The sequence below is a fragment of the Neobacillus piezotolerans genome (assembly GCF_003362805.1).
Taxonomy (GTDB): Bacteria; Bacillota; Bacilli; order Bacillales; family Cytobacillaceae; genus Bacillus_D; species Bacillus_D piezotolerans.
Window position 1 is genome coordinate 379,016 of the sequence record NZ_QNQT01000002.1, and the last position, 25,819, is coordinate 404,834.

17 protein-coding genes are annotated in these 25,819 nt (G+C 45.9%); 13 read left to right on the top strand and 4 right to left on the bottom strand.

The genetic code is table 11. The annotated features are described in order from the left end of the window. Positions 1-164: 164 nt before the first annotated feature. Entirely contained in the window at positions 165-2,441 is a 2,277-nt protein-coding gene (locus DRW41_RS06885) for a bifunctional 2',3'-cyclic-nucleotide 2'-phosphodiesterase/3'-nucleotidase (RefSeq protein ID WP_115451234.1), read from the top strand. Between the two features lie 74 nt (positions 2,442-2,515). Here DRW41_RS06885 and DRW41_RS06890 read toward each other — a convergent pair whose 3' ends face one another. Further along, a complete protein-coding gene (locus tag DRW41_RS06890) occupies positions 2,516-4,375 on the bottom strand; it encodes an LTA synthase family protein (RefSeq protein WP_142752189.1) in 1,860 nt (619 codons plus the stop codon). A 241-nt stretch (positions 4,376-4,616) separates the two neighbouring features. Between DRW41_RS06890 and DRW41_RS06895 the strand changes: the two genes are divergently transcribed. The 6 genes from DRW41_RS06895 (at position 4,617) to DRW41_RS06920 (ending at position 16,085) form a co-directional block, all read left to right on the top strand. Beyond that, positions 4,617-6,467 carry a bifunctional metallophosphatase/5'-nucleotidase gene (locus DRW41_RS06895; RefSeq protein WP_115451236.1) on the top strand — a complete coding sequence of 617 codons (1,851 nt, stop codon included), beginning with the start codon at positions 4,617-4,619 and terminating at the stop codon, positions 6,465-6,467. Between the two features lie 260 nt (positions 6,468-6,727). Continuing rightward, positions 6,728-10,216: a S8 family peptidase gene (locus DRW41_RS06900; RefSeq protein WP_115451630.1), complete on the top strand. Its 3,489-nt coding sequence runs from the start codon at positions 6,728-6,730 to the stop codon at positions 10,214-10,216. A gap of 221 nt (positions 10,217-10,437) precedes the next feature. Next, positions 10,438-11,679 carry a CAP domain-containing protein gene (locus DRW41_RS06905; RefSeq protein ID WP_245959367.1) on the top strand — a complete coding sequence of 414 codons (1,242 nt, stop codon included), beginning with the start codon at positions 10,438-10,440 and terminating at the stop codon, positions 11,677-11,679. Positions 11,680-11,923: 244 nt separating this feature from the next. Next, a complete protein-coding gene (locus tag DRW41_RS06910; RefSeq protein WP_115451237.1) occupies positions 11,924-14,383 on the top strand; it encodes a phosphodiester glycosidase family protein in 2,460 nt (819 codons plus the stop codon). A gap of 387 nt (positions 14,384-14,770) precedes the next feature. Continuing rightward, complete coding sequence (locus tag DRW41_RS06915; protein ID WP_115451238.1) at positions 14,771-15,178, top strand: hypothetical protein; 408 nt, start codon at positions 14,771-14,773, stop codon at positions 15,176-15,178. Positions 15,179-15,410: 232 nt separating this feature from the next. Further along, positions 15,411-16,085 carry a C40 family peptidase gene (locus DRW41_RS06920; protein WP_115451239.1) on the top strand — a complete coding sequence of 225 codons (675 nt, stop codon included), beginning with the start codon at positions 15,411-15,413 and terminating at the stop codon, positions 16,083-16,085. Between the two features lie 97 nt (positions 16,086-16,182). On the opposite strand, the gene DRW41_RS06925 is transcribed toward DRW41_RS06920, so the two are convergent. Both DRW41_RS06925 and secA2 read right to left on the bottom strand, forming a co-directional pair. Then, positions 16,183-17,067, bottom strand: coding sequence for an accessory Sec system S-layer assembly protein (locus DRW41_RS06925; protein ID WP_115451240.1), 885 nt, complete (start codon positions 17,065-17,067; stop codon positions 16,183-16,185). Between the two features lie 21 nt (positions 17,068-17,088). Then, entirely contained in the window at positions 17,089-19,461 is a 2,373-nt protein-coding gene (gene secA2 / locus DRW41_RS06930; RefSeq protein ID WP_115451241.1) for an accessory Sec system translocase SecA2, read from the bottom strand. Positions 19,462-19,811: 350 nt separating this feature from the next. Here secA2 and DRW41_RS06935 point away from each other — a divergent pair, with 350 nt between their 5' ends. Continuing rightward, on the top strand, positions 19,812-20,891 hold the full coding sequence (locus tag DRW41_RS06935) for a glycosyltransferase family 4 protein (protein WP_115451242.1): 1,080 nt from the start codon (positions 19,812-19,814) through the stop codon (positions 20,889-20,891). 121 nt (positions 20,892-21,012) lie between these two features. On the opposite strand, the gene DRW41_RS23245 is transcribed toward DRW41_RS06935, so the two are convergent. After that, positions 21,013-21,156: a hypothetical protein gene (locus DRW41_RS23245; RefSeq protein ID WP_222928839.1), complete on the bottom strand. Its 144-nt coding sequence runs from the start codon at positions 21,154-21,156 to the stop codon at positions 21,013-21,015. A gap of 208 nt (positions 21,157-21,364) precedes the next feature. Between DRW41_RS23245 and DRW41_RS06945 the strand changes: the two genes are divergently transcribed. The 5 genes from DRW41_RS06945 (at position 21,365) to DRW41_RS06960 (ending at position 25,818) form a co-directional block, all read left to right on the top strand. Further along, on the top strand, positions 21,365-22,477 hold the full coding sequence (locus DRW41_RS06945; RefSeq protein ID WP_115451244.1) for a DegT/DnrJ/EryC1/StrS family aminotransferase: 1,113 nt from the start codon (positions 21,365-21,367) through the stop codon (positions 22,475-22,477). Between the two features lie 102 nt (positions 22,478-22,579). Next, on the top strand, positions 22,580-23,332 hold the full coding sequence (locus DRW41_RS06950; RefSeq protein WP_115451245.1) for a GumC domain-containing protein: 753 nt from the start codon (positions 22,580-22,582) through the stop codon (positions 23,330-23,332). Between the two features lie 155 nt (positions 23,333-23,487). Next, complete coding sequence (locus DRW41_RS23565; RefSeq protein ID WP_281272286.1) at positions 23,488-23,622, top strand: hypothetical protein; 135 nt, start codon at positions 23,488-23,490, stop codon at positions 23,620-23,622. 49 nt (positions 23,623-23,671) lie between these two features. Beyond that, positions 23,672-24,985 (top strand): nucleotide sugar dehydrogenase, encoded by a 1,314-nt coding sequence (locus DRW41_RS06955; RefSeq protein WP_115451246.1) that lies wholly within the window; start codon positions 23,672-23,674, stop codon positions 24,983-24,985. Positions 24,986-25,086: 101 nt separating this feature from the next. Continuing rightward, positions 25,087-25,818 carry an acyltransferase gene (locus tag DRW41_RS06960; RefSeq protein ID WP_115451247.1) on the top strand — a complete coding sequence of 244 codons (732 nt, stop codon included), beginning with the start codon at positions 25,087-25,089 and terminating at the stop codon, positions 25,816-25,818. The last annotated feature ends 1 nt before the right edge of the window (position 25,819 follow it).

Consider the following 25,819-nt stretch of genomic DNA (forward strand, 5'->3'; position numbering starts at 1 on the left):
CACCAGCTATTGCTGGTGCTATTTTCTTATTTTAAAATATTAGTATAGTAAATTTAGTGTAATTAACAGGTAAATACGTGCAGGAAATTGTTAATCTGTGATACTATTAGAATGCTTCAGAAGATAGACTTTAAATTACATAGCAAGAAAAGGGGAATGAAAGTATGAAAATGCCAACAAAGAAAGCGCTTTCGAGCGCCACGCTTGCCCTTGGGCTGATTTTGTCGCAAGCTGCACCACCGGTTGCTTATGCAGAAGCCTCCAGCAATGATGTTGTAAAATTGCGCATCCTCGAAACAACAGACATTCACACCAACTTAATCAATTATGATTATTTTAAAGATGCGCCAACAGAAGCTTTCGGCCTTTCGAAAACAGCCACCCTTATCAAGGCGGCCCGTGCGGAAGAGCCAAACACCCTTTTATTCGATAACGGAGACTTGATTCAGGGCAGCCCGCTTGGCGATTATGTACAAGGCGTCCAGAAGCTTGCCGATGGCGTTGAGCACCCGGCTGTGAAGCTTCTCAATCTTCTGAAGTTTGATGGGGCAACAGTTGGAAACCATGAATTCAACTATGGCTTGGATTTCCTTGATGAAGTCCTCGATGATGCAAAATACCCTGTCGTAAATGCAAACGTTTACCATGACGATAAAGACAATGATCCAACTAACGATAAGAACTACTTTACTCCTTATAAAATTCTAAACCAGGAAGTAACCGATACTGACGGCGAGAAGCATGCCATTAAAGTTGGCGTGATCGGTTTTGTCCCGCCGCAAATCATGACCTGGGACAAAGCAAACCTTGAAGGAAAAGTGATTGCGAAAGAAATCGTTAAATCTGCCGAGGAATTCATTCCTAAAATGAAGGCTGAAGGCGCCGATGTCATTGTTGTCCTTTCCCACTCTGGAATTGGCACAAGTTCGGAAAACGCATCGATCAATCTGACAAAAATCCCTGGCATCGATGCCGTTTTGACAGGGCATTCACACAATAAATTCCCGATGGCCGGCGATAAGCCGAACTATTCCGGGGAAGGAATCGATAATGCTAAAGGAACGATCAATGGCATTCCTGTTACAATGCCTGGTTCATGGGGAGACAATCTTGGAGTTATCGATCTGGAAATCTCCAAGACAGATGGCAAATGGAAGGTTACCAATTCCAAAGCGGAATTGCGCTCCATTGCCGGGGTTGCAAGCGATAAGGAAGTAGAAGCCGCGATTAAAGCAGAGCATGAGGGTACTGTGGAATATGTCAGGAAGCCTGTTGGTGAGACAAAAGCTCCGATCAACAGCTACTTTGCGCTTACTAAGGATGACCCGTCCATTCAAATCGTAACAAATGCCCAGAAGTGGTATGTAGAAAAAACGCTTAAAGGAACAAAATACGAAAACCTTCCAGTCCTTTCAGCCGGCGCTCCATTCAAAGCTGGCGGCCGCGGAGGCGCTAATTATTACACAGATATCGATGAAGGGACGATTGCAATCAAAAATGTTGCCGACCTTTACTTGTATCCAAACACTGTATTCGCTGTTAAAGTAACAGGCTCTGATATCAAGGAATGGCTCGAATGGTCCGCTGGCCAGTTCAAACAACTTGATGCAAAATCAACGGATGTCCAGGAACTCGTCGATACAGCATTCCCGACATACAACTACGATGTCATTGATGGTGTAACGTATGAAATTGACGTAACAGAACCTGCTAAATACGATAAAGATCAAAACCTGGTCAATCCAGATGCAAACCGCATCAAGAATCTTCGTTTTGACGGAAAGCCAATCAATCCGAATGCCGAGTTCATTGTTGCGACAAACAACTACCGCGCAAATGGAATCAAAGTGGCGGCCAATAAGGAAATCGCCCTTGCATCACCGGATGAAAACCGCCAAGTCATCATCGACTACATTAAAGAAACAAAGGTAATCAACCCAAGCGCCGACAACAACTGGAGTTTCGCGCCAATTAAGAATCAGGACGGCCTGAAGGTTTCGTTCGAATCTTCGCCAAAAGCACAGAAATACCTGACTGAAGGCGGAGATGTAAAATACGCTACAACCCTGGAGTCGGGATTTGCGAAATATGAACTGACCCTTCCTGCATTGAAGGATACAAAACCAGGCGACAAGCCAGGAGATACTCCTGGAACAAAGCCTGCTCCCAAGGTTTATTGGAAAGGGTCTTACCTGAAGCCGAACCAAATCGGCCGGGTATCAATCGAAAAGCCAATCAATCTTTGGAAGCTTGACGGCAATAAACTTGTCTTTGTCCGTATTCTTAAACCGGGTGAAGCATACCGCGTTTACAGCTACCAAAGTGCCCATGGCGGCCAGTATGGAGTGGGCGGAGGTTACTATGTAACCAATATGAAAGGCTATGTAAAATACGAAACCCCATCCAAAGCAAAGTTAAAAGAGCTTAGAGGGGAAGAATAATATCGTCTAAAAACCCCCTGCCTGGGATCCCTGGCAGGGGGTTTCTTTTAGATGATTCTTATTCCGTCTCCAAACTATTTGTGTGGCTTCTCCGCCGCCTTCACAGTCCCGTTATCGAATATTCTCCCAATATAGTCATTCTCCAACAGAAGTGTGGAAATCCGGATATCCTTGTAAATCGAATCATAGCCTGCACGGCATAGTTGGACATCAGTTTTTTTGCCAGTTCGGTTGTCAATGCAGATTCCCTTTTCAAATACGCCTTCATGCGACGCCATGTAATCATATTCATCCGAAAAGAAAGAATAGCGGGTTGTTTCAAACGCGAAACCAGTAATCCTTTTATGGTTCGCATCAAGCGTCGTACCGAGCTGGACGAGCTGGTCGTCAATCCCCAGCAGGGCGGTAAGCGTCGGGTAGATATCCATCTGGCTGCCGGTTCCTCCATTCACCACCGGTTCTGTCTGCCCGGGATGGTGGATGATTAACGGGATATTGAACCTTGTTTTTAAATCAAAATTAACGCCCAACAGGTTCCGCAGCTCTTCTTCATCGGTTGGAAGCGGCCCATAGTGGTCCCCATAGACCACAAAGATTGAGTCATCCCAAATGTTTTCCTCTTTTAACTCTGCAATGAATTCACCAAGCGCATCGTCAAAATAACGGATGCTTTGCAGGTAATTGCCCGTTGCAGTGCCTTCAAGCCCGGATGGAAGTGTGAGATATTGGTATTTTTCATCAAGAATGAATGGCCGGTGGCTTGTGAGTGAAACGATAAAATTAAAGAAAGGCTTTGATTCCTGTTTATACATCGCTGTCATTTGATGAAAGATGCTTTTATCCGAAATGCCAAGCCCGATAATTTCATCATCTTTTATTTCGGGATGGCCCCGATAATAAAAATCGCCATATCCCTGGTTTTTATAGGCAGTTTGCCTGTTCCAGAATTCAGGAGTATTGCCGTGTGTGACACTCGTCGAATAGCCATACTGGTTCAGTAAATCCGGAAGGGAGAGATACTGGTTGTTCGGATAACCTTTATATGCTCCGATATACCCAATCGGATACAGGGAATTGTTTGCGACGAACTCCGCGTCGGATGTATTCCCCCTTCCAATCTGCAGGTACGTGTTCGGATAATAGTGGCTTTCATTTATTAGCCTATTCAGGTTGGGGGTGATTTCCTGTCCTCCGACCTGCAGGCCGATCGGGAAAGTGTTCAATGATTCTGCCTGCACCATAATGATGTTTTTCCCTTTGAACTTTCCGAAGTATGGGGATCCTTTTTGGATTTCCTGCCTGCTTTTAAACGTATCGCGGATCTCTTCTATGCTCTTTGTTTGAAGGAGGGCTTGTTTAAAATACGCCTTTTTATACACATTCCAGCCAATGTCATACATATGGGCAGGGATAACGCCACCCAGCGAAATTTTATACTGGTCGGAGTAGGTGAATTTAAAGGCGGTCAACGAGATTCCGAGAAGAATAGACAACCCCAAGGACAGGATTGCAAGCCCTGGCTTTTTCCACTGAGCCGGTCCCTTCCTTTTTGCAAAAAAGAAAAACACGACCGCGGCCAAAGGGACGTCAATCCAGTATAGGAAATCCCAGCCGCTGATTAATGAAATAATTGAGGATCGGATGTCCTTCAGCTGCCCGGCCTGGGCCAGAAGTTCTATGCGGATAATCGCATTATAATAACGCTGGTACATGACATCGGCATAGAGCAGCAGGCTGGCCAATGTGTAAAGCATACTGGCTGAAGCAATTGCAATAAACTTGCGTTTTATCAATAAAAGGCTCGCAACGATGGCCGCGAAGCCGAGGGATGATAGGTAAATTAACGCATAGCTGGGTGACAGGCCGGTTTCTTTTACAAAAAGAAGGGTTTTCCCGGTCCATGGCAGAGCGAGCAGCAAACACAATAGGATCATAGAAGAATATTTTTTAAGAATGGTTAACAAATCTACACTCCTCCAGCTATTAAAACAATAGCCTTATTTAATTAGTTATTATAGCAGAAATCCGTTTAAAAATTTACAGGAAATTTACAATTTTAACAAATGGGAATTTTTGTCGAAATAGTGTTAAGATTTACAAAAAATGAAGGACTTTCCTCTTAATTTTCGCTATAATTGGAGTGTTTGAGAATACATACTTGTTAGGGGGAGCAGAATGAAAAACATGAAAAAAGGGCTAATCGCCCTCGTTTCAGCAGTCGTTGTCGGCTCGGGATTCGGTTTGAATTTCGCATCGCCAGTTGAAACCGCACAGGCAGCATCGAAGAAGATTACCATTCTCCACACAAACGACTCGCACGGGCGGGTTGAGGAATCTTCCGCCGACGGAATGGGATTTGCGAAAATTTCGACTCTCGTAAAACAATATGAGGCGCAAAATCCAAATACCCTTCTGCTTGATGCGGGGGATACATTCCACGGTACGACCTTTGCCACTTTGGAAAAAGGGGAGAGCATTGCCAAGGTTTTGAATGCTGTAGGTTATGACGGCATGGCTGCAGGCAATCATGATTTCAACTACGGTTATCAGACTTTGCTGGAATTGACCAAGAAAGTCAATTTCCCAGTGTTGTCGGCCAACGTGAGGAAGAAATCGGATAATTCCCAGATTCTTCAGCCATATGAAATAAAAGAAGTGGACGGAATCAAGGTAGGCATATTCGGGTTGTCGACTCCTGAAACACATTATAAGACCCACCCGAAAAACGTTGAAGGCCTTCAGTTCACAGATCCGGTTGAGGAAGCAAAGGCGATGGTTGCCGAGCTAAAATCGAAAAACGTAGATGTAATTGTCGCGGTTACCCACTTGGGCATTGATGCTTCAAGTACCGATACTTCCATTAAGGTTGCCAAGGGCGCGCCAGGGATCGATTTGATTGTTGACGGCCACAGCCACTCGACACTTGTCGAAGGCTTGAAAGAGGGCAATGATACCCTGATTGTCAGCGCGGGTGAATATACGAAAAACCTTGGTGTAGTTGAACTTACATTTGAAGGAAATAAGCTTGTTGATAAAAAAGCCCACCTGATTACAAAGGAACAGGCGAAAGATGTTACACCTGACCCTGCAATCTTGGACGTTGTTAAAAAAGTAAAGGATAGCCAGAAGGAAATCCTTTCGCAGGTAATCGGCGAAACGGGCGTTGTCCTTGACGGGGAGCGCTCCCAGGTGCGTGGCGGCGAAACAAACCTTGGAAACCTAATCACCGATGCGATGATTGATTTAACAGGTGCTGACATTGCGATTACAAATGGCGGCGGTATCCGCGCGTCCATCCCTGTCGGCAAGATTACAAAAGGCCATGTAATCACAGTACTTCCATTTGGAAACTACATTGTCACAAAGAAGCTTACGGGCGCACAAATCAAGGCAGGCATTGAAAATGGCGTTGATTCCTACCCTGAACCAAAGGGCGCGTTCCCTCATATTGGAGGAATGTCTTTCGCAATCGATGTTACTCGTGAAAAAGGCGATCGGGTACATTCTTTGAAGGTCAACGGCAAGCCAATGGAAATGGACAAAGAATACCTCGTTGCAACGAATGACTTTATGGCAGCTGGCGGAGACGAATATACGAGCTTCAAGGACAGCCCGATTGTAAATGAATTCCCTGCCCTTGATGAAGCGCTAATGAATTATATTGGAAAGCGAGGCGTCCTGAACAGGAAAGTTGAAGGGCGCATTGTAGCCAAGACCGTAGAGGAAGTAAAGAAAGAAGAAGAGTTGCTGAACAGGCCTGTCCCTGTTGTTTACTGGGATGGAACACTGATGAAGAGGAACCAGATTGGCCGGATTTCCATTCTTCATTCCGTGAACCTGATGAAGTTTGACGCTGACGGAAATGCGGTTGTTGTCCGTGAGCTTAAAGCAGGTGAGCGTTACCGTGTGTATAGTTATAACGGAACGTACGGCGTGGGCGCTGGCTACTTCATTAGCGACAATGGTGCGAACACACGTTACGAAACACCGTCCAAGCATAAACTAGCTCTTTTAAGGGCCAATTAAATATGTATTGAATGGACCGTCCTGTATATTGGGACGGTTCCTTTTTTGTTTTTTAAAAAATTATGGAAAACTGCTTTGGGGTTTTTCTTAAAAATTTATAGTTAAAAATGAAACTATTCTCCTTTTCGCTGAGTCTATATAAATAGTAAACTATGGAAATGGAGAGATTTTTTTCATCAACGGGGGGTTCTCAAGTGGGATGCCCTGTCTCCATTCCTTTTTTATTTGCAAGCGAAAAAGATGAGAAAGCGGGGGGTCCTATGAAAAAGTGGTTTAGGAAATCCGGACTTGCGGTAGTTGGTACAACGCTTGTGGCGGCAAGCCTGCTTACAGGCCCGGTACATGCGACAACGGTGAAATACAATGATTTTACGTCAAGCCCTACTGGCTTTGTGAGCCAGGCGCAAATGAAGGCTCAAAAAGATGGGGAGAAGGCGCTGAGCGATGATACGCTGATCATCAAATTTAATAAGCCTTTGACCCTGTCCGAACACCGTTACGCGGGCGGGACGCCTGTGAAGCAAATCGAAGGCCTCGATTATACGGTTGTAAAGGTGAAGAATAAAAAAGATTTCGATAAGGCAATCAGTAGGTACAGGGAAAACACGAAAGTGGCGGCAGTTATGCCGAGTGCCTTGTACAGGCCGCTTGGGATTGAGGATCCAAAGGCAGCGAGTCAGTATCAAGTGAACATGCTTAATTTGGCAAAGGCTCAGTCTCTTGCGGGGAAATACCAGGTTACCGTTGCTGTCATCGATCAGGGAATCGATCCGAATCACCCGGATTTGAAAGGGAAACTGCTTCCGAGCTATAACACCGTTTCCCCGATGAACCAGGGAACGCCGGATTTCCATGGCACGCATGTGGCAGGGATTATCGCGGCGGCAAAGGATAACGGGATTGGCGGATACGGCGTGAACCCCAATGCAAAAATTTTGCCAATCGACGTTTTTGACCGGGCTTGGGGGGCATCCGATTTTGCAATCGCCGAGGGCATTCTTTATGCGATAAACAAAGGAGCGAAGGTTATTAATATGAGCCTTGGTGGTTCGATGCCTTCCCCATTAATTGAGGATGCAGTTAAAAAAGCACTTGAGAAAAATATTGTCGTTATTGCGGCGGCAGGAAACACGGGAAATGATATGCTAAGCTACCCGGCGGCCTATGAAGGTGTTATATCTGTAGGGAATGTCAACAGCCAGAAAAAGCTTTCGGCGTCATCTTCCTATGGCCCTTCGGTCGATGTGGTTGCTCCAGGAGAGGACATTTACAGCACGATTTATGAATATGAACGCAAATCGAGTTACCGAAAACTGACTGGCACCTCGATGGCCGCGCCAATGGTCGCGGGCGCTGCTTCACTTCTGTTATCAAAATATCCGTTGCTGACCCCCTACCAGGTCGAGTATATTCTTGAGCATACTGCCGAGGACCTTGGTGAGAAGGGGTTTGACGTTAAATATGGAAACGGGCTTATTAACCCTGTTGCAGCTTTGCAATTTGATATGAAAAAACTTCCCAACATTGTGAAGAAAGCCTATACAGAAAAAGAATTGAAGGAGAAAGCTCAGCCTGTTTCACTCGGCAAGGAGACAAAGCTTTCAGGTAATATTACCGCTGCCTATGAGGAGAAATGGTATAAGTCAGATGTGGAAAAAGGTGACAATCTCCAGTTCATTCTTGATGGCGGGTCGCAGTTTGATTTTAAATTGATGATCCACATGTATTCCGCTTCGGAAAAACTGATGATTGATGTCAATAAGGTCCGTGAAGGAGTAAAGGAAGGAAGATTCTTCGAAGCGCCTTTCAGCGGAACCGTCCTTTTCGGAGTAAAAGAAGTCAATGGAAGCTATGATGATTCCGCGAAGGGCGGTTCGAAATTCAGCCTTACTGTACAAAAGGCCGACGAGTTGCCGGTGGATGAGTCTTCCCTTGATAAGCCGATTGCAATCGAGCTTCCATACGATAGCGGCAGCACACCTCTGCACCTGCTTGGCAAAGACGGCGATGACGACTATTACAAGTTTTCTGTCAAAGAATCCCAGGCAGTAAGAATTGAGCTTTCAGGAGTGCCTGGCACCGATACGACCATCGGCCTTTATACAGCTGATATGTTCTTCCCGCCAGACTTTGACAAACTTCCGGCAGAGGAGCAGAAAACGATTCTTGACGGACTCGCATCCGGAGACATGAAGGTCGATCCAATGCTATACAGCAACAGGGGCGCCCATGGCGCGGGTGAAAGCCTCAACTTTACCGCCGGCCCGGAAATGACTTATATCGTGAAAGTGTCGAATAAAATTGATCCTAATTATTTTATGATGTACGATTTCTTCTTCAACCCGGGTCTGATGTCCAAAGATCAAGTAGCGGAGCCGTCGCTTGTTCCATACAAGCTCAAAGTGGATGGGAAGGTATTCCCTGCAGATGAAGACATGTTCCCATTCATGGGTCGCGGCAAAGAGGAAACAAGCGAAAGCCCTGGGGAACAGAAAAAGGAAATGGAAGTTGGCCCAACTGAAGGCGGGGAAGATGAATTCCTGAGAATGATCAAGGAAGGTTCCCAGCCATATGAGATTGGCGCACAAGCCGGTGGCTATTTGCAAATGATGGAGGATGAGGACTGGTTCCAGACAACTCCTTCCGAAACAGGCATTTACCAGTTTGCTTTTTCAGAAAAAGGCTTTACGGTTCCGTTAATTAGTATATTTAAGATTATCGAGGAAAAGGATTACAATGGAAAGCCAATGAAATATTTGGCCCAGATTGGTTCCAATATGACGTGGGACTGGGCGGGGATAAGGATGGATCCTTCCCTCTATACAGGGCTAAGGAAAGGTGAAACATACTATATTAAAGTGAACTCGAATTATTATACAGGTGAAATGTCCTTCGATCCGTACCAGTTTACATCAACGTTATTGTTTGCCAACCCGCAGGATCAATACGAAGACAATGATAAGCCGGAAAATGTCCGAAACCTCCCGGCTGGTACAGTCGAAGGGAATTTTGCGATGCCGTTCGACCAGGATTATTTCTATTTCGAATCAAAAACGGATGCAATATACGGCGTAACGTTTGGGACGAAGGCAATTGACCCCGCTGCTTCCAGCAAGTATCCGAAAGAGCTGGTCAACCCGATTTTCGGGATGGTGGTCGTAGTGGAGGACACGAATAAAAACCGGAAGCTTGATGAAGAGGAATACAGGAAGGGCCAGTACATTGACCGCGGCGCGTTATCCGGAAACACATATGGATCGTTCAAAGCAGGCAAGAACAAGAATTATATCATGCTTGTAAGTGGTTATATAGACGGTCCGGTTCCGCTTTCCCTTCTTCCTTATCAATTGAAGGTAGCTCCGGTAAACACGGTGGACGAAGACAAGGGGTCCGTCGTGAAGAACAACATTCCTTCTAAACCGCTAAAGTTTGCGGTAAACGGAAAGAATGGGTTAAAGGCTGTTGGTTACTTGAATGCAGGTGTTGCTTATGGGGACGAAGATTGGTATGAACTGAAGCTGGCGAAGGATTCAAAAGGGAAAATTGAATTCGCGGCAGGAATCGAAGTTGATAGTATCATCTCCCTTTATAAGGATGGAAAGCTGATCGCACAGGCGGATTATTATCCGGAAGGCGACGCGGAAGTCCTGAGCTTTTCCCTAAAAAAGGGTACGTATCATATTAAGGTCAGGGATGCCTTTGGAAACTCGACAATAAATCCATACACCCTGACTGTGAAATTCCAATAATTGATGTGCCGGGGCCAGCAAGTTAGGCCCTGGTTTTATTTTGCATAAAGACTCATTCTTGGAAAAATAAGGTTTAAATACCAATATATTTTTTCCTTGATTTCACCAAAAGTTCAAAAACAGCGGGCCCATTTTCCTAAAAAATGACTAAAGTCCCTCTATACGGTAGAAAGCCAAACTACTAAAATGAGGTGGTACAAAAAAGAAAAAGGGGAATGGGAATGAACGTAAAGAGAAAGTTGCTTAAGGTGGCTGCTTCGGCATTCATGCTCAGCACCGCCTTTTATTTAGCGCCGGCCGAAAAGGGGAAGGCCGCCGAGTTGTGCACCGGGATTTCAGCAGGATCAGTCGTTCAATGGGATGGCGAAGAATTGAAGCTTGGCCAGATTGGAAGGCTTATAGTCATTCAAGACACGCCGCTTTTTAAACTGAATGACGACAGCAGGCAGTTTACTAGAATCCTAAAAGCAGGTGAGACTTATAGGATTTATGCCTTCAAACCTGGCATGCTGAGTGTCGGCGGAGGTTACTATGTTGACCGTGATGCGAGGGTAAACTACGAAACGCCTTCGAAAACGAAGCTTGGCCAGTTGGAATGCAAAAAGACGGCGATTGCCGAAAGTAAAACCCCGGTCGAACTAACCGATTCTAGGACAAGCATTATTGATAAGCTTGGTACGGAAAAGCGTATTAGCGCAAATGAATACGGAACATCCTGGTACACCTATCAAAAGGCTTACAGGAATTTCTATATGATCAGCTATGTAAATGGCAAGATTGGCGCGCTTTACACAATGGATAGCGGATTCCAAATCGGGAATGTAAAAGTGGGAATGGCCCGCGATTCAATAAAAGCGGCGCTTGGAAATCCCGTTGAAGGAATTTTAAAGGGGGATATCAGTTATTCCACCCGTAATGATAGTGAACAGGAAACCTTCTACAGGAATGGTTTTTATATAACCGTATTTTATGATATTCATAACTACGGTAAAGTAACTGCCTTGCAGGTAGTTTCGAGTGATGTGGAGAACAGGAAGGCCGGATTTTACGGGCCATCTTCCACATCATTGCAGCAGGCATTCGAGCTTCAGTTATTTGACCTTGTCAATGCTGAACGCGTCAGAAAAGGCCTGCCGGCTTTGGCCTGGAGTGAGAAAGCAAGGGCATCGTCGAGGAGCCACTCACTTGATATGGCTGCAAATAATTTCTTCAGCCATACGAACCTCCGCGGACAAGACCCATTCGAAAGGATGAGGGCGTCAGGAATTGTCTACCAGGCTGCAGGTGAAAACATTGCGATGGGCTATGCTAGCAGTATCTTGGCACATGAAGGCTTGATGAATTCTCTTGGCCACCGGAAAAATATCCTGAGTGGAAGTTATTCGTATTTGGGGACCGGGGTACAATTCCAGGCGGGGACAATGCGTCCTTATTATACGCAAAACTTTTATAAACCTTATTAATGCCGAGGTTTGCTAAATACATCCGAGTGCCCGGAATTCTCTCCGGGCATTATTTTTGGGAATGGTCAATAATGCGGACCTTATGGTTATTTTTACTATATAAATGAATCGTTTTTCCTAGAAAATGCACGGTAAATAAATTCAAACCGGTACTATATTTCCAATTTTGTAGAAATAGAGGCATTCGTGGCAGGATTTGTCGTATACTAGATAAAGAATGTTTGAGAGATGAAGGGAGAGACAAATGAGGAATAAGGTTTTTATTTGTATAGTATTGTTGTTGTCAATGTTTACAGCTCCATTTTCTGCCGGCCAGGCGCAAGCCGCTACCGCCACTCCATATGTTAGCTGGGACGGGGCGCAGCTCGTGAAAGGCCAGATTGGCAGGGTAGATATTCTTAAGCCTATAAATTTATGGAAAAAGGAAAATAATAAACTCACATTTGTCCGTGTCCTAAAGCCAGGGGAGCGATACCGGGTATATCAGTACAGTTCGGAATTTGGCGGGCAATACGGGGTTGGCGGGTCATATTTTGTAACGAAAATGGCTGGGTACGTAGAGTATAAAACTCCGTCGATTCATAAACTTAAGCTGGTGAATCCAGAGCTCTATGGAACGAAGCTTTCTATCGGGACAGTGACGGATGAGCAGTCAAAAGTCCTTGCCCCAGGGGTCACCCAGTCACAGCTTTCTGTCGACAGCTCCCGTGGTAAGCAGCAAATATATGTTCTTGGAGTCGACCAGCAGGCTTCACAAATCAAATTTGAAACAACGCTGGCAAAGGACCAAATGATTGGCTTTGAAACGGTAAGTTCAATGGCCGCCCGAAACCAGGCCGATGAGCATTTTATTATCGGCGGCGTGAATGGCGACTATTTCGATTCGAATGGCGCGCCGACTGACCTGACCGTCCATAACGGGGAGCTTGTGACGACAAACAAAACCCCTGAAAATGAACGGACAATCTTCGGGGTCTCCCCTGAAGGAAAAGCGATGATCGGCAATCCGGATATTACCCTCAGTTTAACGGTAAATGGACAAAATCCATATCTTATTGATTCGGTCAACAAGCGTCGCTTTGCGGACCATCTTGTTCTCTACACGCCATATTTCGCTTCTACAACAATGACGAACGAACTCGGTACGGAAGTTGTTCTGACGAATATTGAGGGCAAACTGAACGGGAATGGCACCGTCAAGGCTACCGTAAAAGAAGTTGTCGTCGGCAAGGGAAGCGCACCGCTCGTTCCAGGTGAGATGGTCCTATCGGGGCATGCAAAGGGAAGTGAGTACCTGAAAGGCCTTGTTGCCGGCGATGTCGTCGAGATTAATCTCGCTTATAACAATCCGGACTGGGACAAGGTTGAACAGGCAATCGGGGGCAGGTATTACCTTGTTAAAAACGGAGTCGCGCAAACCCTTAATGTAGCTGGAGCGGCGCCAAGGACAGCAATCGGAATCAAGAAAGATGGATCGGTTTTCGTCATCGTCATTGACGGAAGGCAGACTGTAAGCGCCGGAGTCACCCTGACCGAAACTGCCAAAGTCATGAAAGATCTTGGGGCTGTCGAGGCGATGACATTTGACGGCGGCGGCTCATCCACCATGGTTGCCAGGAATCCTGGCAATGCTGATGCGACCGTCATCAACTCGCCTTCGGATGGAAAAGAACGATATGTCGCCAATTCCCTGCTCATTGTTGGGTTGTGGAAAGCCGGCCCGCTTAATACACTGCTTCTCTCCACAAATAACTTGAAGCTGTTTGCGGGTGCGACATATAAAAATCTCGATATCACCGTACGCGGGCTTGATAAAAACAATAACCCGATTCCTGTAACGGACCCGCTCGCCTGGACTTCGACAATTGGAAGCTTCAACAGCGATGGGTCGTTTACCGCCGGCAAGACGGCTGGAAAGGGCACGATTACCGCTTCAACAGGTACAATTAAAGCAAGTGCAAATGCCGAAATCGTCAATACACTTGACAGCATAAAACTTGCCAATCCGACTGTTATCGTTGAGAAAAATGGCTCCTTCCCGGTTCCTGCTTCAGGGTATCTTGCAGGCAAAAAAATCGTTGATGATCCTGCTGTATTCCAATACAAGCTTTCCTCACCGATCGGAACGGTTGACAAAGGAATCTTTAAGGCCGGTACTGTTGATGGCTCGACAACGGTAACAGTTTCATACGGTTCCGTTTCTGCGACCTTCAATGTCATTGTCGGCAACCCGGGCTCCATCGTTGTCGAAAACTTTGAAGGAAGCCTGTCCGGATGGAAGGCAAGCGGAGCAAAGTTTAATTCTGTATCGATTGCACCGGAAAAGGTTTATGTCAAAACAGGGAGCCAATCACTTAAAGTGGCATACGACTTTATCGAAATGACGGGTACATCCGGTGTCTACGCAACTCCTCCGGCTTCAATTGAACTCCCGGGAGCTCCTGTTAAAATCGGCATGTGGGTTTATGGAGATGCGAAAGGCCATTGGCTGCGTTCCCAATTGAGGGATGCGGCAGGGACTGAAGTCCAACTCGATTTTACAAAGAATCTTGACTGGACCGGCTGGAAATTCGTCGAAGCCGAAATTCCAGCAGGTCTGAAAGCTCCATACAGGCTCGAAATGCCAGTCCGTTATATGGAAACGGATGATTTGAACAAAAACAAAGGCCAAATTTTTGTGGATGATATAACCGCGGTTTATTAATCATAAAAGACTAAAGGCCTCTGCAAGATTTGCAGAGGCCTTTGATTTTTGTATAAAGGTATAATGACGTTTGACCAGTGTAACATAGGGAATCTACATTATAAGCGGCATTACCTTTACAGGCATTTTTATCAACCTGAAAAGTATATTTTTGCTATTTTACCAGCAATACTATATTGCTACCCAGGGCACAAATTACTATGCTAAAAGCAGGAGATTGCAAACGGATGTTTGCAGTTTATAGGCCTTTATGATAATAATAAGATGATACGTTTACAATTTTGTTAATATTGATTATGCTAAAAAAGCATATTCGATACTATATACCTATTATTTTTTGTGTTTGTGTCTATTTATCTTTGGGAGCTGGAGGGAGTATTTTTAGCAATGGAACACTTAAATGGTCAAAATGAGCTATTGGAAGAATTGAAGGAAAACCCTCCGAAAATTATTGGAGGATATAAAAAACAAGGATGGGCAGTCAAGTCATTGGACAAAATCAGCAATGATCCGGTGGAAAAAGAGGAAGATGGAACGATAATGGCCAAAGCGGTGCTGGAATCGAGTGATCTATCGTATTATCCGGCATTCCTTCATCTGCACCCAAAGAAAAAAGGCCAAATTCTTGGAGTTTATTTTATAGCGGAAAGCAAAGACCAGTACGATCTTATTCCGTTTGAGCTTGCAAAGGAATTTATTGATAAATCGGACGGGGAACTTCTCCCATTCAGATACCGGACAATTGAAAAAGTTGAAGGCGATGAATTCCAGAAAAACTGGCCGGAATTCAGCTGACTAAAAGGTAGGCCCTGTATAGCGCCTGCCTTTTTATTTTGTCTGCAATCTATCTTTTTCCCCAATTTCGACCTCTTTCAAACCCGTTGTAATCAAATTGTAATAAAAAACAGTAATTTGTAAAACGGGTGAAATAGACTCTCGCAATCTCCTATACTAAAATGTAACTATGTTGTAAGTATTTACATAATTTTCGCAAAAACGACAAAGAGAGACTTTTCGGGGGTTGCTGATGAAAAAGGTTAGAAATTTGCTAGGTTTACTATTGTTCATCATAACTTTGTTAACTTCAGGCCAAGGAAAAGCCGAAGCTGCGGAAATTGCAGATTTAACAGATTATGCCCAAAAATTTGTAGGCGTTCCATATAAATGGGGCGGCACGACACCTTCCGGGTTTGATTGTTCGGGGTATGTCTCCTATGTATATAGCGAATTTGGAGTTGAGCTTCCAAGGACGAGCGCGGATCAATTCGCGCAAGGCGACAAAATAGAGGCGTCTGACAGGGTTCCGGGCGACCTGTTATTCTTTACAACCTACAAGGCGGGCCCTTCCCATTCCGGAATCTATCTCGGAGACAATAAGTTCATTCATGCCTCACCAAAGGGAATCCAGATTGCCAGCCTGAATGACAGCTATTACAAGAATAGGTACCTTGGCGCAAGAAGATACATACAGCCCGCTCCCATGAAGGAAGGGCAAATCGGAACGGTTTACATAAAGAAGAAAGTGAACCTTTGGCAGCGTGACGAAAACGGCAAATTAAAGGAAGTAAAGGTCCTTAATCCAGGTGAAACATACCGTGTATATGGAAGTGATTCTCTGTACGGGGGACAATTCAATCTTGGATCGCAGCTTTTTATCACCAACATTCCAACCCATATCGAGTTTAAGCCGGCCGGCAATTAAATAGAACCAAAAGCCTCCTACCATGAATATAGGAGGCTTTTATTTTGGGGATCTAATAGAAAAAACAGCCCCCAAATCCAAAGGGGGCTGTCACATCTTATTGTCCCTGATTCGGCATGAAAACCTTCCAGCTCGACAGATCAGGATTTTCTTTTAAGATAAGCTCCTTAGGGAATACGAATGTCCACGGGCGTGCTGAATTGGGTTTGACTTTAAAATCGTCTAGTTTAAATCCGCCTTTTGCCACAGCTTCACCTGAGGCATCCTCTACGGCCAGCGGGATTTGTTCGAATTGCAACTCTTTCTGGCTGCCATTCCTGATTAGGAGTGTTACAGCAAGCTTGCCTTCGTTAAGGAATTTTGCTTCCAGGCCAACAACATTTATTTCGTTCGGCCCTAGTTTCGGCAGCCCGGCAACGATATTCTCAAGTTGCTCTTTTTGAGCCGGAGCAAGTTGTTCCTCCCAGCTTGGGGCAAGGTCCAGTTTATGGGAGGCATCATGCTGCTTGATTTCAAAGGCGATACTCCAGCCTTCTTCCGGGATTGTTTCCCCCAGCTTATCCCCTTCTTCGAATAAAAATCTCCAAGGCATACTTGAACGGGCGGGGATTTCGCCAATCGTATCGAGAGAGAAGTTCCTCTTTGCGACAGCCTGGCCTTCTCCATCGAGCAGGATCAGGTCGATTGCTTCAAACCGGATTGGCTTGTCCAATGAATTTCGAAGGAAAGCCACCACAACAAAGCCATCATTATAATTCAGCAGCTTGATTCCCTTTATGGAAATCTGGTTTGGTTTTAGCGCGGGAAGCTGCTTATGCTGAAACATATATACATACCGTTCCGAATTCGTCAGTTCCCAGTCGGGATGGAAGACGAGGCTGGTTTCGACAAACTCCTCATCCCCGTTTGTTCCCGCAGCTTCCTCTGTGACTGAATTACTCGTAATCTCGGTTTCTTCTTCTTTTTTTCCAAATAAGGCCATCGGTATTATGTCCCCCTAGCGTCATTCCGGTTTGAACCTGTTTTGGCTCTTGATGTATTCGATAAACCGTATGGTTACACCGGATTCAATTGCAAATAAGAGTTCGTTGAATTCACGGAGTGCGTCAAATTCAAACAAGCGGTACGGGTCCTCCTGGCTGTAGCCCCTCAGGCCGACTCCGTCCTTGTATTGAGTCATCACTACAAGATGCTGGATCCAGTTCATGTCGATCATTTGCAAAAGGAAGATTTTAAGCTGTTTGCCTAAATCCTCATCTTCTTGAAGCGAAAGAATTTCTTTCTCGAGTACTGCGTATTCCTCCATCATCCTCGCAAGAATTTCTTCACGGGAGAAATCCTCAATATCTTCTATATTAATATCGAAATGGATGAATACGAAACGTAATTCTTCAATAAGCCCCTTCAGATTCCAGCTGGCGGTGTTTTCTTCATTATCAAGACAGTATTTGTCCACGACCGAGTTGATATAGTTCTTTATATATCCTGTAACTTCCGGGAAAATTTCCTGCGGGTCGGCTTTTAGGACCCGATCGCGCATCGAGTAAATGATCTTGCTCTGGCTATCCAGGACATTGTCGAGCTTGAGGATATGCTTCCTCGAAGAATGGTGTGCGTATTCGACTGTCTGCTGGACCTTGAGTACGAATTTATGCGGGTCCGGTGACAGGACCAGACCGGTTTCATCCGTTTTGACTTTCTTGAGATAGCGTTCCATCTGTTCTTCATCGTAATAGATGAAAAGGTCGTCCTCCAGGGAAATTATGAAAAGGGAGGAACCTGGATCCCCTTGGCGTCCCGAACGTCCCCTGAGCTGCATGTCAATCCGGAAGCTTTCGTGCCGCTCAGTCCCGATGATATGAAGTCCGCCCAGCTCCTTGACGCCCGGTCCAAGGACGATATCCGTTCCACGGCCGGCCATATTGGTCGCGATCATGATTTGGCCCTTTTGGCCGGCGGTCTGGATGATCGCTGCCTCGTCTTCTTCCGTTTTTGCATTCAGGATCCGATGTGTGATCCGTTTTTCTTTTAGATGCTTTGACAATGTCTCTGACTGTTCGATCGAGGTTGTCCCAATCAGGATAGGTCTCCCGGTTGCGTGGACTGTTTGGACCTCTTCTATAATGCGGCGCATTTTCGATTTTTTATCCCTGTAGATAAGGTCATCCATATCAATTCTTTGGACAGGACGGTTCGGCGGGACGGAAACAACATGCAGGTCGTATGTTTCAAAAAATTCTTCCTTGGAAGGGGTCGCACTCCCCGTCATTCCGCAAAGCTTGTCATACATCCGGAAGTAGTTCTGGATGGTGATGGTCGCCTGTGATTCGTTTTCTTCCGTAATTTCAAGGCCTTCCTTCGCTTCAAGCGCCTGGTGGAGCCCTTCGCTGAAAGTCCTGCCCTCCATGATGCGGCCGGTGAATTTGTCGATTAGGGCGATTTTTCCATCCTTGACGATGTAATCGACATCCAACTTCATGGTGAACGCCGCTTTTAACGACTGGACAACATTATGGAGAAGGTCCTGGTGCTCGGCGTCATAAAGGTTCGCAATGCCAAACGCCTTCTCGACCTTTGTTGCGCCATCGTCCTTCAGGTAGATTTGCTTTGTTTCAGAAAACAGCTCATAGTCGGAATCGGCTTTAAATGTTTTCATCAATTCCGCTGTAATGTAAAATAAGTCGGCACCGTGGCTTGATTTATTGGCGATGATGAGCGGAGTCCGCGCTTCATCGATTAGAATACTGTCAATTTCGTCGACAATCGCATAATGGTGCGGCCTTTGAACTTTGTCGTTTATATTGAACACCATATTGTCGCGCAGATAATCAAACCCAAACTCCGTACCCGTTCCATATGTAATATGGGCGGCATAGGCCTCCCGTTTGGCTTGGGGCGTCATTTCGGAAATATTCAGGCCGACTTTAAGGCCGAGGAATTCATGGACCTTGCCCATTTGTTCAAAGTCACGCTTTGCCAGATATTCATTCGCTGTAATGATGTGGACGCCCTTGTTCTCGAGTCCGTGAAGATAGCTTGGCAGCGTCGCCACAAGGGTTTTTCCTTCACCTGTTTGCATTTCGGCGATGCTTCCTTCGTGAAGGACGAGGCCGCCGATCAGCTGGACGTCAAAATGCCGAAGCCCCAGGACGCGTTTAGCTGCTTCCCGGACTACGGCGAAAGCTTCTGCCTTTATATCGTCAAGGGTTTTCCCTTTTTCCAGTTCTTCCATGAAAAATTCAGTTTTGTTTTTTAATTCCTCATCACTGAGGCTTTCGAAGTGTTTTTCAAATCCGTTGATTTTATCGACAATTTTCGATAAACGCTTGATTTCCCGGCTGCTGTCACTGAACAGCATTTTAACCTTGGCTAGCATATTTTTCGCTCCTGTGTAGATATAGAATGGTCTAGTCGCATTATATCATACATAGGAAGGAAATGGTCGAAAACGGGCAAAGGGATAATTTCCCATGTGGAATGAAGCTTTTTGGGGCAATTTGAAACTTATCCTGAGGAGATAACGTCTCAATAAGGAGAAAGGCACAGTTTCGGAGCAGGGAGGGCGGGTAATATAAGGAAAGCAGGCAGACTATTTTACTAACTAGTTTGCCATACAGGTTCCATCATGATTCATCCCAATTAAAAAATCATTGCGTAACCTGTTGGATGTGTTACGATAGGATTGATTGGGAGACACTAAAACAAACCTATCAAAGGTGATGATGAATGTACACACAAGCTATCCTGGCTTTTTTTGCCGCATTGATAACTGTCCTGGTCCTTACGCCGCTTGTCATTAAATTCGCTGTTTGGTTTGGAGCAATCGACAAGCCAAATGAACGGAAAGTCCATCAAAAAATCATGCCCCGCCTTGGCGGGCTTGCCATATTCCTTGGAGTAATCGCCGGCTATCTCGCAGGCGGCCTTTATGAACAAAAAGTAAACACAATCAGTGTCGGGGCAATCCTGATCATCCTGATTGGGATCCTTGATGATAAATACGAACTTTCCGCAAAAACAAAATTCGCCGGGCAACTCATCGTTGCCGCGCTTATTCTCGCAAGCGGGCTGAAAATTGATCTTGTTACGATACCGTATATCGGCAGCTTTGAATTGGGGCTGTGGAGTTATCCTGTAACAATTTTCTGGATCGTAGCCATTACGAACGCCATCAACCTGATCGATGGGCTTGACGGCCTCTCCGCGGGGGTGTCCGCGATTGGCATCGCCACGATCGCCATCATGGCCGCTCTGGCTGGAAAGGTGCTTATTTTTACCCTTTCCCTAATCCTTCTAGGAAGCATCATTGGCTTCCTGTTCTATAATTTCCACCCGGCGAAAATATTCATGGGGGACACAGGCGCATTGTTCCTCGGCTATTCGATATCGATATTATCGCTGCTTGGGCTATACAAAAGCGTTACGCTGTTCAGTTTCCTTGTCCCGATTATTATACTCGGGGTTCCGGTATTTGATACCACGTTTGCCATAATCCGGCGAATTGTCAATAAAAAACCGATTTCCGCGCCGGATAAATCGCACCTTCACCACAGGCTGCTCGAGCTGGGCTTGTCGCATCGGAACACAGTGCTGGCGATTTATGCGTTTGGCATTTTGTTCAGCGCGGCTGCGGTCCTTCTGTCCGAGTCGACACTATGGGGTTCGATATTCATCATTTTCGGCCTACTTGTTATTACGGAAGTAATTGCCGAGGTTATCGGGATTGTCCATGTTAAGTACAAGCCCATATTGGGGCTCTTTAAAAAGCTGACCCAAAAAAGGCCGGTTGGCGGAAGGCGCTACTAATCCTTTTGCTTATTGCCGCTGAACATTTTTGCACAGAAGCGGCTGTCCGGTAATTAAAACGAATATCAAGGCTTCCAGCAACTTGCAAGCCTGTCCGGGCCCGGCGGCAGCCGGGTCTTTTTCATGGAATGATGTAAGGGACGGGACCTTGCCCTTCATTCAGTTTGACGGTGCGGTGAAGCGGATAACTTTGCTCAAGCACCACCGTGATTGAGAATGGCTGGAATTCCGGGCGCCGAAAGATTTCGGTAAACTTTTCATGCAATGTTTTACAGTAAGAAATTATTTCCCTTTTGGTTTGTTTTATGCAAAAATAAGTGTGTTTCGAATATTTTTTGTCCAAGTTATGAAACCTTGAGAAAAAGATATGCTTTTTTTGTCAAAGTATGGCGGTTTTTAATACGGAAAATATGTTAAACTAAGACATGTTTTTATAAAAAACATGCCGATTTTACACTATTGGAGGTTTACCTATGAAAGTGCCTATGCTCGATCTTAGTGAACAATATCAGGGACTTCGCTCTGAAATTTTGGACGTGCTGGATCAAGTGATGAGTTCATCTCAGTTCATTCTGGGCAGCCAAGTAAAGAAGCTTGAACAGGACGTTGCGGAATTCAGCAATGCCGCTCATGCGGTCGGATGCGCGAACGGCAGCGATGCGATACATATAGCCTTGCAGGCATTGGGAGTGGGCCCAGGGGATGAAGTCATCACAACCGCTTTCACGTTCTTTGCCACCGGTGGGGCGATCGTCCGGGCCGGCGCGAAGCCTGTATACGTTGATATCGATCCGGTTACCTTCAATATCGACCCGGTAAAAGTCGAGGAAGCGATTACAGAGAAAACGAAAGCCATTATTCCGGTCCATTTGTATGGCCAAATGGCTGATATGGAGAAACTGGCGGAAGTCGCGAAGAAGCACAATCTTTTTATTGTTGAAGATGCTGCCCAGGCAATTGGGGCAAAGCAAAACGGCCATCATGTCGGCGAACTTGGCGATGCGGCTACTTACAGCTTTTTCCCTACGAAGAACCTTGGCGCATACGGCGATGCGGGCATGATTATTACAAACAATGAAGATACAGCAGAGAAAATGCGGGTCATCCGCGTCCATGGAAGCAAGCCGAAATATTATCATCATGTCTTGGGCTATAATAGCCGGCTTGATGAAATGCAGGCTGCTGTGCTGAACGTAAAATTCCCGCACCTTCCTAACTGGGGCGAACTGCGCCGTGAAAAAGCCGCTGAATATACAAGGCTTTTGAAGGAGAAGGTAGGCGGCCATGTACAGGTGCCGGTCGAAGCTGAAGGAAACTATCATGTATTCCATCAATACACAATCCGCGCCGAAAACCGCGATGAACTTCAGGCTTACCTGAAAGAACAGGGCGTGGCGACAATGATTTACTATCCGCTGCCGCTGCATGTACAGCCTGTCTTTGAAAACCTTGGCTACAAGGAAGGGGATTTGCCGATTGCGGAAAAGGCGGCGAAGGAAGCACTCTCGCTTCCAATGTTCCCTGAATTGAAGCAGGAACAGCAAGAGTATGTCGTTTCGAAGATTGCTGAATTTTATACTAAATAATGACTGGAAAACGTCGCCAAAAACGGGGGCGTTTTCTTTGCTTGCCTTTGCGCCAGAACGCAACGGCAGTATTCCAACAACGTTGTAGAGGATGGTGCCGATTTGGCGGAAGAAAAGAAATACATTTTATATGAATACCTATCGTATTTTTGGAAAAGGAAATGGCTATTTGTCATTATCCCGCTCGCGACAGCTGTCCTGATTGCGGCGGCGGTCTATATCCTTAAACCGGACAGCCGGGGTTATACGGCTGAAGGGACGGTCTTTACAGGTTCTGTCAATCAAAAGGAACTTACCGACCCGGATATCATAGAGGCTAAGTATCAGGATGTAAAGGGACTATCTATTTTAGTTCCTGAAAGAGACAAGGTGAAGTTTAAGGTCAAAGCAAAGTCCCAAACTGAGGCGGAGAAAGTACTCGATCAGGTGAGGAACCAGTATTTCTCCGATCTGAAAAAAAACGCCCAGCTTAGGATAGATCTTACGACCAGGCAGTTTGAATCGCTACAAAAAAGGATGGAGACGCTGGACTCCAATTTGGCCCTTTATGAAAAAAGACTGGCCGCTTCTGATGATACGTACGATCAGGAAGGATACAGGGAGTTGATCGGAAAATCCATGGATGAACGATACAGGGCATCCGAACGGGCCGATAAAAAGGAAGGCGATATCGCCCTCTTCTCCAACCCGGAAATCCTGCCGGCCGAGGTCCATAAGGCAAAAACCTATATTCCGGAAAGCCTGGCAATCGGAATAATCCTCGGATTGATCCTGGCTGTGGCACTTTTGGCCCTGATGAAATATCTGTCCGATGCGAGAAGGTTTTATAAGGAAAAAGGTTCATTTCTTGATTAATTGAATATAAAGGAAATTAAAATGCAATTGCTGGAAGCCCCATGGCCATTGTTTGAATTACAAGACGATTAAATGATAAACTAACAAAAACTTGTGCCTGAGAATGATTAAGAAGATTGCTGGTAAAAGACTCAAAGCTGGCTTTGTTTTTTTGATTGATTGAAACGGAGGGCGCCGACTCCGGCGGGATGCAGCGGCAAGGTGGAGACCCCACAGGCGCAAGCGCCGAGGAGGCTCCACTGACGCCCCGCGGAAAGCGTGTGTCCGGAGTGGAAATCAAAACGAATTAACAAAAGAAAAAGCCAGTCCAGCGACGGCCAAGTAAAGGAGAAGAAATCAATGGGTTCATATGAAAATTTAATTAAAAAGATTGAAAACAAGGAAGCTGTCATCGGAGTTGTCGGGCTTGGCTATGTAGGCCTGCCGCTAGCGGTTGAAAAGGCGAAGGCAGGATATAAAGTAATCGGCTTTGACGTCCAGGCCGCTCGTGTTGAGCAGGTCAACATGGGAATCAATTATATTGGCGACGTCGTTGACGCCGAATTAAAAGAAATGATCGAAAGCGGACAGCTTGTGGCTACAACAGATTATGCCCGTATCCAGGAAGTAGACGCGGCGGCAATCTGCGTGCCTACACCTCTTGATATTTACCAGCAGCCGGATACTTCTTATGTTGAAAGCTCTGCAAATGAGATTGCGAAATATGCCCATGAAGGGATGCTCGTTGTCCTTGAATCAACAACCTATCCTGGCACAACCGAAGAGATTGTAAAACCAGCCCTTGAATCCAAAGGTCTTGTAACAGGTGAGACAGTTTTCATTGCCTACTCTCCTGAACGTGTCGATCCGGGCAATAAGCAGTTCAAAACGAAAAATACGCCAAAAGTCGTCGGCGGAATTACGCCCAACTGCACGAAGGTCGCGGCGGCTCTTTACCGCAACGTGCTTGAAGGTGACGTGCACGAGGTTTCTTCACCGGCAATCGCGGAAATGGAGAAAATTTTCGAAAACACTTTCCGCCATATCAACATCGCGCTTGCAAATGAAATGGCCATCCTTTGCGACAAGATGGGCATCGATGTTTGGGAAGTGATTGATGCAGCCAAAACAAAGCCGTATGGCTTCATGGCGTTCTACCCGGGCCCAGGGCTTGGCGGCCACTGTATCCCGATCGACCCATTCTACCTTACTTGGAAGGCACGCGAGTACAACTACCATACCCGCTTGATCGAGCTTGCTGGGGAAATCAACAATACTATGCCTGAATATGTCATCAATCGGATGATGCAAATCCTTAATGATGAAGGAAAAGCCCTTCGAAATGCGAAAATCACTGTTTTAGGCGTTGCGTACAAGAAGGACATTGATGATGTACGCGAATCACCGGTATTGAAGATTATTGAGCTTCTGAACCACCATGGCGCCGACTTTAAGGTCGTCGACCCTTATGTGGCCAGCTTCCGTTCTTGCAACATGAAGATGGAAACGGTCGAACTGACGAAGGAATTGCTGCAGGATTCCGATTTAGTCCTTGTTGCCACCGACCACTCCGACTTTGATTACAACGAGATCGCGAAAGAAAGCAAAGTCATTTTTGATACCCGCAACGCATTGAAAGATGTTGAAAAGCCAAACAGGTACGTAAAACTGTAAGAATCAAGCCGAACAACGTAAAATCTTGGGGATAGAAAAACGCGGGGCCGGGAAAAAGCCGGCCCTTACCTACATATCATGCAAATAAGGGAGAATCTTTCATGAATTATATCGATCCTTCTGCTGTTCTTGGCTCCGGTGTTTCGGTTGGCCATTTCTCTGTCATTGAAAAAGATGTCCGCATTGGTTCCGGCGCCATCATCGGCAATCGCGTGACGATCCACGAAGGGACCGTAATCGGTGAAAACACGACCGTCGCCGATGGAGCTGTGCTCGGCAAGCCGCCAAAACCGGGCAAAACAAGCACAGTAAAGCTTACTGGAACATTGCCGCCTCTTGAACTAGCGGATGATGTGACAATCGGCGCCAACTGCGTGGTCTATAGGGGAGCGAAAATCGGCTCCGGCACTTTGATCGCTGACCTTGCAAGTGTCAGGGAAAATGTCGAAATTGGCGAAGCTGTCATTGTTGGCCGCGGAGTAACTGTGGAAAACTATGTTAAAATCGGCACCCGGACGAAAATCCAGTCCAACTCATATATCACCGCCTATACAACGCTTGAGGACCATGTCTTTATCGCACCTTGCGTCACAACGACGAATGATAATTTCATGGGCAGGACAGAAGAGCGTTTTGATAAGATCAAAGGCGCTTATGTAAAAAAAGGCGCGAGGGTCGGCGGAGCATCGATCATCCTGCCGGGGATTACAATCGAGGAAGAAACATTTGTGGCTGCAGGCGCCCTTGTGACGAAGGATACCGAGCCAAAGGCCCTTATAAAGGGTGTTCCGGCCAAGTTTGTCCGTTCCGTGGACGAACGGGAGCTGTTATAGG

Bases quoted from the DNA above. Each gene is read 5' to 3' on its own strand.
- DRW41_RS06955 (WP_115451246.1), top strand. From the start codon at position 23,672: ATGGGTTCATATGAAAATTTAATTAAAAAGATTGAAAACAAGGAAGCT.
- DRW41_RS06885 (WP_115451234.1), top strand. From the start codon at position 165: ATGAAAATGCCAACAAAGAAAGCGCTTTCGAGCGCCACGCTTGCCCTT.
- DRW41_RS06960 (WP_115451247.1), top strand. From the start codon at position 25,087: ATGAATTATATCGATCCTTCTGCTGTTCTTGGCTCCGGTGTTTCGGTT.
- DRW41_RS06900 (WP_115451630.1), top strand. From the start codon at position 6,728: ATGAAAAAGTGGTTTAGGAAATCCGGACTTGCGGTAGTTGGTACAACG.
- DRW41_RS06920 (WP_115451239.1), top strand. From the start codon at position 15,411: ATGAAAAAGGTTAGAAATTTGCTAGGTTTACTATTGTTCATCATAACT.
- DRW41_RS06905 (WP_245959367.1), top strand. From the start codon at position 10,438: ATGAACGTAAAGAGAAAGTTGCTTAAGGTGGCTGCTTCGGCATTCATG.
- DRW41_RS06890 (WP_142752189.1), bottom strand. From the start codon at position 4,375: ATGATCCTATTGTGTTTGCTGCTCGCTCTGCCATGGACCGGGAAAACC.
- DRW41_RS06910 (WP_115451237.1), top strand. From the start codon at position 11,924: ATGAGGAATAAGGTTTTTATTTGTATAGTATTGTTGTTGTCAATGTTT.
- DRW41_RS06925 (WP_115451240.1), bottom strand. From the start codon at position 17,067: ATGGCCTTATTTGGAAAAAAAGAAGAAGAAACCGAGATTACGAGTAAT.
- DRW41_RS06915 (WP_115451238.1), top strand. From the start codon at position 14,771: ATGGAACACTTAAATGGTCAAAATGAGCTATTGGAAGAATTGAAGGAA.
- DRW41_RS06895 (WP_115451236.1), top strand. From the start codon at position 4,617: ATGAAAAACATGAAAAAAGGGCTAATCGCCCTCGTTTCAGCAGTCGTT.
- secA2 (WP_115451241.1), bottom strand. From the start codon at position 19,461: ATGCTAGCCAAGGTTAAAATGCTGTTCAGTGACAGCAGCCGGGAAATC.
- DRW41_RS06945 (WP_115451244.1), top strand. From the start codon at position 21,365: ATGAAAGTGCCTATGCTCGATCTTAGTGAACAATATCAGGGACTTCGC.
- DRW41_RS06935 (WP_115451242.1), top strand. From the start codon at position 19,812: ATGTACACACAAGCTATCCTGGCTTTTTTTGCCGCATTGATAACTGTC.